12 protein-coding genes are annotated in these 11,719 nt (G+C 50.5%); 8 read left to right on the top strand and 4 right to left on the bottom strand.

The genetic code is table 11. The annotated features are described in order from the left end of the window. Positions 1-222 precede the first annotated feature (222 nt). Positions 223-1,248: a dienelactone hydrolase family protein gene (locus BBD42_RS00960; RefSeq protein ID WP_099516615.1), complete on the top strand. Its 1,026-nt coding sequence runs from the start codon at positions 223-225 to the stop codon at positions 1,246-1,248. A gap of 214 nt (positions 1,249-1,462) precedes the next feature. On the opposite strand, the gene BBD42_RS00955 is transcribed toward BBD42_RS00960, so the two are convergent. Continuing rightward, positions 1,463-2,332 (bottom strand): helix-turn-helix transcriptional regulator, encoded by an 870-nt coding sequence (locus BBD42_RS00955; protein WP_099516614.1) that lies wholly within the window; start codon positions 2,330-2,332, stop codon positions 1,463-1,465. Between the two features lie 139 nt (positions 2,333-2,471). On the opposite strand from BBD42_RS00955, the gene BBD42_RS00950 reads away from it, so the two are divergent. The 3 genes from BBD42_RS00950 to sda all read left to right on the top strand — a co-directional run bounded on the left by BBD42_RS00950 (position 2,472) and on the right by sda (position 5,638). Beyond that, on the top strand, positions 2,472-4,379 hold the full coding sequence (locus BBD42_RS00950; RefSeq protein ID WP_237163315.1) for a beta-L-arabinofuranosidase domain-containing protein: 1,908 nt from the start codon (positions 2,472-2,474) through the stop codon (positions 4,377-4,379). 126 nt (positions 4,380-4,505) lie between these two features. After that, a complete protein-coding gene (locus BBD42_RS00945) occupies positions 4,506-5,180 on the top strand; it encodes a YheC/YheD family protein (protein WP_099516613.1) in 675 nt (224 codons plus the stop codon). A gap of 314 nt (positions 5,181-5,494) precedes the next feature. Further along, complete coding sequence (gene sda / locus BBD42_RS00940; RefSeq protein WP_056039437.1) at positions 5,495-5,638, top strand: sporulation histidine kinase inhibitor Sda; 144 nt, start codon at positions 5,495-5,497, stop codon at positions 5,636-5,638. 4 nt (positions 5,639-5,642) lie between these two features. Here the strand turns inward: sda and BBD42_RS31490 are convergent, their stop codons facing one another. Both BBD42_RS31490 and BBD42_RS00935 read right to left on the bottom strand, forming a co-directional pair. Then, positions 5,643-5,882, bottom strand: a complete 240-nt coding sequence (locus BBD42_RS31490; protein ID WP_150131491.1) for a hypothetical protein — start codon at positions 5,880-5,882, stop codon at positions 5,643-5,645. Positions 5,883-5,998: 116 nt separating this feature from the next. Next, a complete protein-coding gene (locus BBD42_RS00935) occupies positions 5,999-7,015 on the bottom strand; it encodes an NAD(P)/FAD-dependent oxidoreductase (protein WP_099516612.1) in 1,017 nt (338 codons plus the stop codon). A 279-nt stretch (positions 7,016-7,294) separates the two neighbouring features. Here BBD42_RS00935 and BBD42_RS00930 point away from each other — a divergent pair, with 279 nt between their 5' ends. Together BBD42_RS00930 and BBD42_RS00925 are read left to right on the top strand one after the other, a co-directional pair. After that, on the top strand, positions 7,295-8,488 hold the full coding sequence (locus BBD42_RS00930) for an NAD(P)/FAD-dependent oxidoreductase (RefSeq protein WP_056039442.1): 1,194 nt from the start codon (positions 7,295-7,297) through the stop codon (positions 8,486-8,488). Beyond that, positions 8,488-8,754, top strand: a complete 267-nt coding sequence (locus BBD42_RS00925; protein WP_056039445.1) for a hypothetical protein — start codon at positions 8,488-8,490, stop codon at positions 8,752-8,754. Before BBD42_RS00930 ends, BBD42_RS00925 begins: the two co-directional genes overlap by 1 nt. Before the next feature lie 98 nt (positions 8,755-8,852). On the opposite strand, the gene hemQ is transcribed toward BBD42_RS00925, so the two are convergent. Further along, a complete protein-coding gene (hemQ, locus tag BBD42_RS00920; RefSeq protein ID WP_099516611.1) occupies positions 8,853-9,599 on the bottom strand; it encodes a hydrogen peroxide-dependent heme synthase in 747 nt (248 codons plus the stop codon). Positions 9,600-9,761: 162 nt separating this feature from the next. Here hemQ and BBD42_RS00915 point away from each other — a divergent pair, with 162 nt between their 5' ends. Both BBD42_RS00915 and BBD42_RS00910 read left to right on the top strand, forming a co-directional pair. Next, positions 9,762-10,049, top strand: a complete 288-nt coding sequence (locus BBD42_RS00915; protein ID WP_056039452.1) for a YuiB family protein — start codon at positions 9,762-9,764, stop codon at positions 10,047-10,049. A gap of 149 nt (positions 10,050-10,198) precedes the next feature. Next, complete coding sequence (locus BBD42_RS00910) at positions 10,199-11,707, top strand: replication initiation and membrane attachment family protein (protein WP_099516610.1); 1,509 nt, start codon at positions 10,199-10,201, stop codon at positions 11,705-11,707. Positions 11,708-11,719 lie beyond the last annotated feature (12 nt).

The raw sequence follows: 11,719 nt of genomic DNA, 5'->3' as shown, positions 1-11,719 counted from the left end.
ACTAGATAGCCAGCAACTAAGTATGGGGATAACCCCAAAAAGCTTCGGCCTGCGATAAAAAAGCAGGCTGGAAGCTTTTTTCTTATAAATAGGCTTGACTAGTGTTATCGTTGGCTTTAGCGTTATAGGGGCATAGGGAGTATAATCGTTTTCGTAAGCGTTTTCTTTGAGGAAGAACGCGGTTGTGAAGCAACTATTTTGGCAGTGGCAGGAGGAACGTTCATGTGGAAAGCAGACCAGCTATTAAATCGGCTTTATGAGGAAGCGGTTGAAGCGCATCGTGAAGCGGCGGAAGCAGAGAGCAGGGAAGGCAGAAGGCTGCAATTAAAGAGCGAGCTTGCATCAGCGATAGGTTCTTTTGAATCAAACCCTGGGCATGAGCCTGTCGTGCTGGAACGGGTCCAATGCGATGGATATACGAGGGAACGGGTGGAGCTGTCCGCTACACCGGGGCTGTCCTTCGCAGCGTATGTGCTTATTCCAGATGGCGCAAAGAGCGGGCAGCTGCCCGGTGTATTGGCAGTGCATGGGCATGGTTATGGCAGCAGGGAAATCGTCGGTTTGCTCCCGGACGGGGCGGAAGACCATGGCGAGCCTAACATTCATCAGCATTTTGCCGTCCAACTGGCAAAGCGAGGCATGGTGGTTATTGCGCCCGATGTCGTCGGCTTCGGTGAACGGAGGCTGGATGCGGATTTGCAGGAAAATCCCGATGCCCCAAGCTCCTGCTATCGATTGTCTACCCAGCTCATGATGCTGGGCAAAACGCTAACGGGCCTTCGGACAGCTGAAGTGTTGGAAGCGCTTAACCATTTGGCGGGCAGGCCAGAGGTAGATGCAGCCCGCATAGGGGCGATGGGTTTTTCCGGCGGAGCACTTATCTCATATGTAGCCGCAGCGCTGGATGAACGAATAAAAGCAGTTGTTTTGACTGGTTTTACGAATACGTTTAAGGAAAGCATATTTGCGGTGCATCACTGTATCGACAATTATACGCCAGGCCTGCTGGCCCACGCCGAGCTTCCCGAGCTGATCGGGCTAATTGCGCCGCGTCCACTGTTTCTGGAATCAGGGCAAAACGATCCGATTTTCCCGGTTGAGGGCTTTAAAAAAGCGGCAGCAGAGCTGCAGGCCATTTATGAACGCGAAGGCGTGCCGGGGCAGCTGCAATCCGATATTTTCCCGGGTGTCCATGAAATTAGCGGGCGGGTTTCCTATAATTGGCTGCGAGAAACGCTTTCCATATAGGGAAGGGTGAAAGTGGAATATAGGCAAAGTAAAAGCGAATAATGCTATCCTGCCCATCAAAATAAACCATTTAGAAAGAACAAGGAGGCTGCCGCCGGGCAGCCTCTTTGTTCTTTCCGCCAGCCAGTGAATAGCGGCTGCATGCCTACATGCGTACATGCCTACATGCGTAAAGCCGTCCTGCGGTGGATGGACTATACCAGCGACATTGCCTTTAATAGGGACGGTACAATTGCTTTAGGTAAGAGGAGGGAGATTCGCCGTACATTTTTTTGAACACTCTGCTGAAATAAAATGGATTTTGATACCCGAGCCGATCGCTAATATCAGAAATGTTTAAGGAACTGCTGCGCATTAGCGCTACGGCGTGCTGGAGCCTTAATCGGGTATGCGCCTCAATGATGGATTGTCCGGTTACGCGCTTGAATGTAGCGGAAAGATAGCTGTAATTCAAGTTTAAGGCAGCTGCCAAATGACGGGCTGAAAAAGGCTCGCAGCTATGCGATCCCAGAAAAGCGATAATCCGCTCGGAAATTTCCTCAGCCCCTGTGCTTTTTCTTTCCAGGGTAGACGCTTGGTGAAGATCCAGAAACAGCTCGTATACGCTGAGGCTAGTTCTCGTCATTTGATGAGATCGCCCCTCCTGGGGCATCTTCATCAGCGCATTCAAACGATTTTCCATGCCCGGAAAGGCAGTGCCATGCTTTGGCAGGGTGAGCCTATATTGATAATGATCGGGATAATAAAGGGCCAGCTCCGGCAGCGGGGCCCTTTCTTTGTAAGGTGTATTTTCATAATTACCACCATTTTCCATATTAAAATGAATCCAATACCACTGTGTACCCGCAGCCGTTTCATGCCGTCCCCAATGATGAAGCCCTTTTTTCAAAAATAAATATTGCTTCGCCTGGATTAGAAAGGGCACCGCCTCCTCCACCACCTGCATGCTGCCGCTTGCCACGTACAAAAAAACATGATAATCCAGCGTGCGATCGGGATGCGTGTATAGCTCCTCTGTCTGGTTCCAGCCAATGTCCCGTACTAATGGAAAACGGTCAGCCGTTAAAGCAAGGTGGGCATCCATAGAAGCCTCCATATGTTAGATATATTTGTTTGACACAAAAAAAGGATAGGTTTTACTAATCGATGTGCATGTACGCCTTTTATTATATCGTTTTAGACTAAGAAGGAAAAACAAATATTGTGCTGGAAGGGTGCAAACGATGAATAAGAGGAACTTATCCGCCATGCATGCGCTGAGCGAATTTGCCGCTGGCAAAGTGAAGCTATCTCCGGGGCCGCTTAAAGCCCGCTTTGAGCTGAACAAGAAATATATAATGAGCCTCACGGATGAGAATCTGCTCCGCAATTTTTATTTGGAAGCCGGGCTGTGGAGCTATAGCGGGAATGGGGGTACAACGAGCGCGACAACGACGAGCAGCGATGGCCCCGAGCATTGGCATTGGGGCTGGGAATCGCCAACCTGCGAGCTGCGCGGACATATGATGGGGCACTGGCTGTCTGCAGCTGCCCGGATCTACTCGCAGACGGGAGATGCTCAGGTGAGAGCGAAAGCCGATTTTATTGTAGCGGAGCTTGAAAGATGCCAGCAGGCGAATGATGGACAGTGGCTGGCTGCTTTTCCCCAGACGTATATGAATCGCATGGCACAAGGAAGATTTGTGTGGGCGCCGCATTATACCCTTCACAAGCTGCTTATGGGACTGCACGAGATGTACGTGTTGACAGGCAATCAGAAGGCATTGGCCATTATGAATGGCTTGGCGGCATGGTTCCACCAATGGACGGCACGCTTTTCCGAGCAGGAAATGGACGAGTTGCTTGATTTGGAGACGGGCGGCATGCTGGAAGCATGGGCTGATCTGTATGGCATTACTCGTGATCCGAAGCATCTGGCGCTCATTCAAAAATATGAACGGCGGCGATTTTTCGATGCGCTGCTTGAAGGGCAGGACGTGCTAACGAACAAGCATGCCAACACGCAAATTCCTGAAATATTGGGTGCTGCGCGGGCATGGGAGGTAACGGGCGAGGCAAAATATCGCAAAATAGTTGAAGCCTTCTGGAAAAACGCGGTAACGGATAGAGGGTATGTAGCAACGGGTGCGGGTGATAATGGCGAGCTGTGGATGCCTGCTGGAGACATGGGGGCAAGGCTTGGCGTCGGTCAAGAGCATTGCTGCAATTACAATATGATGCGGCTGGCCCATACGCTGCTGCGCTGGACCGGTGAGGCAGCGTATGCCGATTATTGGGAACGGCGTTTTGTAAATGGCGTTCTGGCGCACCAGCATGGCGATACCGGCATGGTTTCCTATTTTCTTGGCCTGGGAGCGGGCAGTCAAAAGGCGTGGGGATCACCCACTCAGCATTTCTGGTGCTGCCACGGGACGCTGGTGCAGGCCAATGCTGCATACGCTTCGCAAATTTTTCTGGCAGACCAGGAGGGGATATCGGTATGCCAGTGGCTTTCATCCGAGCTGGCCTGCGAATGGGAGGGCTGTGCCATTCGTCTTCAGCTTGAGCAAGATGGTCAATATGGGGACTATCCGCTGAATAATTGGTCGGTTACGGGGATGGAGGCCATCACGAAGGTAAATACCCCGCCGCTGCCCATTCACCGCCCGAATGGCATGAAGTATACGCTGACTATCCGCACGGAGCAGCCCGTCACCTTCGCGCTTAAGCTGCGCATGCCATGGTGGCTGAGCGGGCAAGCGAGCATTTCTATTAATGGGCGCCCAGCCGAAGCGGGCTTATATGCACCTTCCACCTTCGTGAAGCTGGCCCGCCAGTGGGAGGATGGAGATAGCATTACGGTGGAGCTGCCGAAGGCGCTGAAGGCTGAGCCGCTTCCGGGCGGCGAAGGAAAAGTTGCTTTTCTCGATGGTCCTGTCGTCCTTGCAGGCTTGACAGCGGAGGAGCGCCATCTTGCTGGTGATCCAGCCCATCCGGCCACGCTGCTGACGCCTGACCGCGAGCGCAATCACAGCTGGTGGAATAGCGGCTATTACCGGACGGCAGGCATCGACCGCGGGTTTCGGTTCATCCCGCTGTACGAGGTTAAGGACGAGGCGTATACGGTTTATTTTTCAATGAAGCCAAACTAAATAAAGGCCTAACTGGCATTCGCAGCCTTTACAAGAGGGGCTTCTTACCTGCGTCAATCATCCAAGAGACAGACGTCTTGCCGACATATGCTATGGAGGAGGAAGCAGGAAAGGAGCTGGTAGCTTTTGAGCGAACATCAGGGCAGGCAGTTGGCGAGCAAGTGGGCGAAGACGGCCGTATTATTGTCACACGCGGGTATTGCCCCGCATATTCCCCCTACCAGACGGTATACTGGGGAAAACTTGAGGAGCATGCTGCAAACGCATCGAATGGTTGTCATCAAGCCGGTTTGCGGAGCAGGCGGGCACGGGGTTATTAAGGTGACGCAGGATGGAAGCGCAAGCTATTCTTACACCTACTATGCAAAGAAAAAGCAATTCAGCAGCTTTAACGCTCTGAAGAGCGCACTTGATAAACAACGCAAGAGAAGGGCTTATATTATACAAAAAGGCATCCTTCTTGCGTCCGTCGGCAGCAGGCCGATCGATTACCGCGTGAAATATGTAAAGACCGATAGAGGCTGGGTTTATCGCTCCATGGTAGGAAGAATTGCTAGAGAGGGCTTATTCGTAACGAACCTTTGTCGAGGCGGAACGATGGTTAGCGCGGCAGAAGGCATCAGGCGCTCGATTTCCGGTACAGCCGTTCGGGCAAAAAAATCGAAGATGAGAGAATTGACGGTGCAGGCGACACAGCTGCTGGAAAGCCGGTTTCCGGGCATCGGACAGCTGGGCTTCGATTATGGCATCGACAAGAGCGGGAAGATATGGATTTTCGAAGTAAATACGCGGCCGCAATAAACCCGAAAGGGTTTATTTTTTTGTCTCCTGATTGAATTCCCATAAGAGGAAAAATTAACTAATGGCATTAAACGATAAGATTGATAGATTAAGAGATTGTAATTAAAGTTTTTTATGGAAATGGTAAAATTTGTGACTGTGTATAACCGTATCCACAATGTACACAGCGCGAATCCTCAAGATTCGACGTTTATACACATGCCATGCACACCCTGTCCACAAGCAGCTGTGTATAACCCGAACGGTTGTTCTATCGTTTACACCCATGATAATATGGTGAAGCATTAGAAAAGCCAAGAAAGGAAGTGCCGATTATGGAGCTTATGTCCGACGATTTTCTTAAGGACACCTACTATGCGGCGGTCCAGTCTAAGCTAGATCAGGAATTTATTCAAATGCTGCTTTATGAAATGAAGCGAAGGCAATTGACAGACGAGGATGTGCGCATTACAGCCTGAGACGTTATTCCTGCCATTCACTTATGCACACTTCTATCGTATGCGCGCAGCTTGGGCACAGTGCCGTATGTAAACAACTTGCATCGCCTATCTGATTGCGAGCGGAACCGGAGATGGATACAGGCTCGTATGGAGCATAAGGATCACTCCATTCCAGCGTACGCCCGCAATCGTTCATCGCTTCATTGCACTTGTCGCAATTTACTTCCACTCTCTTGATGCCATTGCAGACTGGACAAAACATAAGGGTATCCTCCTTGGCATGCACCGCTTAATGCTATGCATCGCTCCAAGGTAGAATACCCTTATTTGTGTGTATTTACTTCCTTGCATGTATGGAAGGCTGCGAGCGTCTCCGGCTTACAGCTTCATATTGCTGCTGTGGCCCGGGGAAAGCTTCGCTTCCGGATCTACATATACTTTAGCATTGTTAATCGCTGTTGGCGCTTCGCCAAACCCGACAGCAATCAGCTTGAGCTTGCCTGGGTAAGTCGTAATATCGCCTGCGGCGAACAATCCAGGAATATTCGTTTCCATGCGCGTATCTACGACGATGGAGCCGCCCTGAATTTCAATGCCCCATTCGGCAATTGGGCCGAGGGAGGATACGAAGCCGAAGTTGACAATAACGGCGTCAACATCAAGCTCTGTCGTTTCTTTCGTTTTCACATGGGCAAGCGTAACTTTCTCGATTTGGTCCTCGCCATGCAGCGCGGTAATTTCCATCGGAGTCAGCACATTGACCTTGGAATTCATCAGCTTCTCTACACTGTGCTCATGCGCACGGAACTTGTCTCTGCGATGGATGAGCGTCACGCTCTTTGCAATCGGCTCGAGCATAAGCGACCAGTCAACCGCGGAGTCGCCGCCACCGCTGATCAGGACGTTCTGGTCTTTAAAGCGCTGCAGGTCGCCGACAAAATAATGCAGATTTTTCTTCTCGTAAGCGGCAGCCTCTGGAAGCTCCAGACGACGCGGCTCAAAAGCGCCTACGCCAGCTGTAATAATAACGGCCTTCGCGTAGTGGGTTTCTGTATCAGTCGTAATTTCAAACAGGCGCTCATCTTTTTTGACGACCTGTGTAACTTTTTGCTCCAGGCAAATCTCAGGCTTGAAATGGTTGAGCTGCTCCACAAGGCGGTCAACAAGCTCTTGCGCCGTAACTTTCGGGAAGCCTGCAACGTCATAAATATATTTCTCTGGATAAAGAGCAGCCAGTTGTCCTCCAAGTTGGGGCATGCTTTCAATAAGCTTAACGGATGCTTGGCGCATGCCGCCGTAAAAAGCAGCGAACAGGCCAGCGGGACCGCCGCCAATAATTGCGATATCGACAATGTTTTCAGGTAGTTCAGTTTGAGACAACGTAGGCACCTCCATATATTTGTATCTATCCTTATTATTATAAACTTACGGAGACAAAGAAGGAAATAACTAATTTGTATGCCCTTCTAAACTTTTTCGTATAAAATGCCATTGAACTTTTGTTTAAAACTCTGTAGTATGTCTGTTGTATGTTAAGGTTGGTACAGCTGGAAATTGGCTAATTAAAGGGAGACTAAGTTGCACATTTAATCCTCATAGATCATAAATGTAGAAAGAGGTTTGTGTAATTTTTCACAATATAATTAAACGCATAGGAATGGAAGGGATCATACGATGAGCAACATACCTAAGATTGTTATTCTGGGTGCGGGATACGGCGGAGTACTGACGGCGTTGCGTTTGCAGAAGGAGCTTAACTACAACGAAGCAGATGTTACATTGGTAAACAAGCATGACTATCATTACATTACCACACATTTGCATATGCCGGCGGCAGGAACCGATAATCCTGAAAATGCCCGTGTCAGCATCTCGAAGCTGATTGATGAATTTAAAATTGATTTTGTGAAATCGACTGTTGTACAAATTCGCCCGCAGGACAAAAAGGTCATTTTGGAAGACGGTACGCTGTCTTACGATTATTTGGTTGTGGGGCTGGGCGGAGAGCCGGAAACGTTCGGCATTCCTGGTCTTGGCGAGCATGCGATGAACATTCGCAGCATTAACTCGGTCCGCCTTATTCGCGAGCATATTGAATATCAATTTGCCCGCTTCAAGCGCGAGCCGCATCGCACCGATTATTTGACGTTTATTGTAGGCGGAGCAGGCTTTACCGGCATTGAGTTCGTCGGCGAGCTGTCCGACCGCATTCCTGAGCTGTGCAAGCAGTTCGATGTGGACCCGGCGCTTGTGAAAATCTACAATATTGAAGCGGCTCCAACGGCGCTGCCAGGCTTTGATCCTGAGCTTGTCGAATATGCGATGAATGTGCTGACGAAGAAAAACGTTACGTTCCGAATTGGCACAGCGATTAAAGAGTGCACGGCAGAAGGCGTCGTTGTTGGCGAAGGGGAAGAGATCAAGTCGGCAACGGTTATTTGGACGGGCGGCATCCGCGGCAATCGCTTGATTGAGGATGCAGGCTTTGAAACGATGCGCGGACGCGTGAAAATCGACGACCAGCTGCGCGCGCCAGGTCATGAAAATATTTACATTTTGGGCGACAACTCTCTCATGTTTAATCCGGAAGGCCGTCCATATCCGCCAACTGCGCAAATTGCGATGCAGCAGGGCGTCGTGTGCGCACATAATTTGGTTGCTTCGATTCGCAACCAGCCGCTTAAAGCATTCGCGTTCAGCAATAAAGGTACAGTAGCGTCCCTTGGCAAAGGCGAAGCGATCGGCCTTGCTTTTGGCAAAAAATATAAAGGCCGGGTAGCGGCATGGCTGAAGAAAATGATCGACCTGCGCTATCTGTTCATTATCGGCGGCATTCCGCTCGTTCTGCGCAAAGGGAAGTTCTTCTAATGCGTCACTGCAGCGTGCAGGTTCGGGGGTTGCTGACGCGGGATGAGCTGGATCGCTATAATGCTCTAATGGAAGTAGGCTCGTTTCTAGAGTCGCAAAATCGGTATGATTTGGCTTATCCGGTACAAAAGGAAGTCGATCTGCTTATCCAGCCGGCCATTGAACGGTTGAAGGACAAGGGCCGCGAGCGCGACCGTGCGACGCAGGAGTATTTGGAAGCGAAGCGCCTAGGCCTTGATGAAGAGGACGACGAGGAAGAAGATTAGGCGAAGCGAATAAACAAACAACCGCCCCGGCATCATGACGAGCATTCGTCAGCGTGCCGGGGCGGTTATGCGTTATTTTCAGAAGGAAGAAAAAAGGTCTACACTTTCAGCAGAGCGGTGAATTTCGCCGAATCAAGCAAATTGCCGACGTAGAAGTCGCCAAAGTCGCCGTAACGCGCGCTGACTTCATCAAAGCGCATTTCATAGATCAGCTTCTTGAATTGCAGTGCGTCCTCTGCGAACAGTGTAACGCCCCACTCCCAATTGTCGAAGCCGACGGAGCCGCTAATAATTTGCTTCACTTTGCCCGCATATTTGCGGCCAATCATGCCATGGCTGCGCATCATCGTGCGGCGCTCGTCCATCCCGAGCATATACCAGTTGTCGTTGCCATCGCGTCGCTTGTTCATCGGGTAGAAGCAGATGTGGCGCGCTTTTGGCAAAATCGGCTTGAGGCGGGCGAGAATTTCCGGATTTTCCATTGGATCAACGCCTGGCTGGTTCACATAGTTGCTCAGCTCCACAACGCTTACATAAGAATAGGTCGGCGTTGTAAAGGAAGCGAACGCTGTTTTATTGAAAGCCGTCTCGATTTCATTCAGCTCCTCCAGCGTTTCGCGAAGGTGCATGAATACAAAATCAGCCTTCTGTCCAACGATGGAGTAGACAGCTGTGCTGCCTTGCTTGCTTTCCTCAACATCGGACCATTGCTTCAGAAACGTATTCAGCTCGTCAAGCATGCGGTTTTGCTCTTCAGCGGTGCTCAGTCTCCAGGCAGCCCAATTGACGCTGCGGAAATCATGGAGGCAGTACCAGCCCTCTAGTGTAATAGCTACTTCACTCATATCAGCGATAACCCCTATCTTTGGCATATTTTGCTGTGAACATTGTAACGTAGTTTAGGGCGGAAGGGCAAATGTCGGACTTGTGACAATTGGCAAATCGGAATTGACTTCCTTAAGCGGTTTCATTAAAATGTTATCGAGAGTCTGAGAGGGGAATCGTACATGCTTCAACTGATTATTGCGACGGTGCTGTTTTTGGTCATGATGTTCGGCATCGGATTTATTCTGAATATGCTATTGAAAACAACATGGTTTCCCATTTATATGTTTATTATTGTTCTTGTGCCGTTCTATGTGTGGAGCACGTGGGATAAGACGCTCTCCGCTTCTGAAAACTTTACGAGTTTTACTTTCATTGATTTAGTGCCAGTATTTGGCGCATTAATAGGCGCGTATTTAAGCGGCTGGACGATTCAAGCGCTGCGCAAGGGCGGCTACAAGATGTTTTAAGCGTATAATCAAATCCCTCACTTGGGGGATTTTTTCTATTCTTCTTTATATTTCACGGAATGAATCGCGCCGCGCCGCCAACGGATGGCGACAGCCGTTTCACCTTGTGTTAAACTGATAGAAAGTATGGACAGGATGGAGTAGATGCCATGCGCATCGGTAACTTATTGCAGTTTACGGAGCATCACCGCTATTATATTTTTCGTGATTTTTCATTAAGCAGTTTAGATTATAAAATATTATCGCTCATCTATCAGCCGATGATTGGCGCCTTCGCGGTTGCGTTGTACCAGCAGCTGTACCATGGCATATCGGATGGGGCTTCCGGCTATTCCTCGCTGGAGCCGCAGCGCAAGCTGTTTCTCGGGCTAGGGCTTGAGATGAATGAGCGCGGCCGCAAGCATCTTGTCGAGCAGGCGTCGCGCCTCGAGGCAGTTGGCCTGCTGCAAACGTCGCGGCTGGCACTGCCGGAGCAAAGCGACCTGATTTATGAATATGAGCTGGCTAAGCCGCTCACGCCGGGCGAGTTTTTTCAAACCCAGCATTTGGTTATGCTGCTTCGTGACAAGGTTGGGAAATACGCGCTAATTGCGTTAAGAGAATCATTTGGCGCGCAGGAGCCGGACGAGCTGGCCAGCGTACAGCTGAGCAAGGAGAACATTTCCGTACCGTTCTATGAGCTGTTTCAGCTTAATCCCCAATCCGTGGACCCGGAGCTGGAGCAGGCATTAAGCGAGGTTGCGCCATCTCGGCAAGCAGCACCTAGGCTTAAACAGGAGACGGCAGGCATTCCTTATGGGGAAATTATTTTGCGGTTTCCGCGCAATTCCGCGAACCGCAGCTATGTGGAGCGGCTGCGCGGCGATGGCGAGCAGCTTGGGCAGCTGAATTACGTCGCTTACAAATACAGCCTGAATGCGAGCGATCTTTGCCGTCTGCTGGATGAGGATGGCGTATTTGCGCCTGACGGGCTGCTGCTCATTGACGAGCTGCAAATGCGGGCCAATCAAATGTACCGCCAGGACAAGAAGCGCGAAGGGGATCGCCAGCGTACGATTGCCCGCGTGCAGCAGTCCCAGGCGGAAGTTACTGAAGACAATATTGAAGAGTTTGGCGTTCAGGAAGAATATTATTTAAGCGTACCTAGCTTGCTGGATGGCAGATGCGACATTCATCAGTACAATATGCTGATGCGCAATGAGCCGCATACCCGCTTTATGCAGCGCTTTTTCCCTGGGGCTGTACCGGATTGGATTGAACGCTCCTTCGAACGCATCGATCTCAATTATCGGCTGCCTGCTCCTGTTATAAATGTACTCATTCATTATGTTATTGGCATGAACGACGCCCATCGGATGACGAAAACCTTCGTTGAAGCGGTCGTATCCAATATGCTCGTCAAGCAGATAGATACGTTTGAGAAGGCTGTTGGCTACGTGCGCGAGCAAGGGAAGGTTGAAGAAGGCAAGGAGCAGCGGCAAGAAAATGCGCGTTCTGTGGGCGCAACGGGCCGCGGGGGCTCCCGAGCTGGCGCCAGAGGCGGTGCTTCCCGTAAGCCAAGCATCCCGATTGTGCAGGATACGGAAGCGGCAAGCCAAGTGTCGCCCGAGAAGCTTGAAGAAATGCGGCAGCTGGCAAGGAAGCTGGATGGAAAATAAGATTGCGGGGTG

This window comes from Paenibacillus sp. BIHB 4019 (assembly GCF_002741035.1).
Classification (GTDB): Bacteria; Bacillota; Bacilli; order Paenibacillales; family Paenibacillaceae; genus Pristimantibacillus.
Note: the sequence above shows the minus strand (reverse complement) of the source record. Positions and strands in the feature narration are given on the sequence as shown.

Bases quoted from the DNA above. Each gene is read 5' to 3' on its own strand.
- BBD42_RS00960 (WP_099516615.1), top strand. From the start codon at position 223: ATGTGGAAAGCAGACCAGCTATTAAATCGGCTTTATGAGGAAGCGGTT.
- BBD42_RS00955 (WP_099516614.1), bottom strand. From the start codon at position 2,332: ATGGATGCCCACCTTGCTTTAACGGCTGACCGTTTTCCATTAGTACGG.
- BBD42_RS00950 (WP_237163315.1), top strand. From the start codon at position 2,472: ATGAATAAGAGGAACTTATCCGCCATGCATGCGCTGAGCGAATTTGCC.
- sda (WP_056039437.1), top strand. From the start codon at position 5,495: ATGGAGCTTATGTCCGACGATTTTCTTAAGGACACCTACTATGCGGCG.
- BBD42_RS31490 (WP_150131491.1), bottom strand. From the start codon at position 5,882: ATGTTTTGTCCAGTCTGCAATGGCATCAAGAGAGTGGAAGTAAATTGC.
- BBD42_RS00935 (WP_099516612.1), bottom strand. From the start codon at position 7,015: ATGGAGGTGCCTACGTTGTCTCAAACTGAACTACCTGAAAACATTGTC.
- BBD42_RS00930 (WP_056039442.1), top strand. From the start codon at position 7,295: ATGAGCAACATACCTAAGATTGTTATTCTGGGTGCGGGATACGGCGGA.
- BBD42_RS00925 (WP_056039445.1), top strand. From the start codon at position 8,488: ATGCGTCACTGCAGCGTGCAGGTTCGGGGGTTGCTGACGCGGGATGAG.
- hemQ (WP_099516611.1), bottom strand. From the start codon at position 9,599: ATGAGTGAAGTAGCTATTACACTAGAGGGCTGGTACTGCCTCCATGAT.
- BBD42_RS00915 (WP_056039452.1), top strand. From the start codon at position 9,762: ATGCTTCAACTGATTATTGCGACGGTGCTGTTTTTGGTCATGATGTTC.
- BBD42_RS00910 (WP_099516610.1), top strand. From the start codon at position 10,199: ATGCGCATCGGTAACTTATTGCAGTTTACGGAGCATCACCGCTATTAT.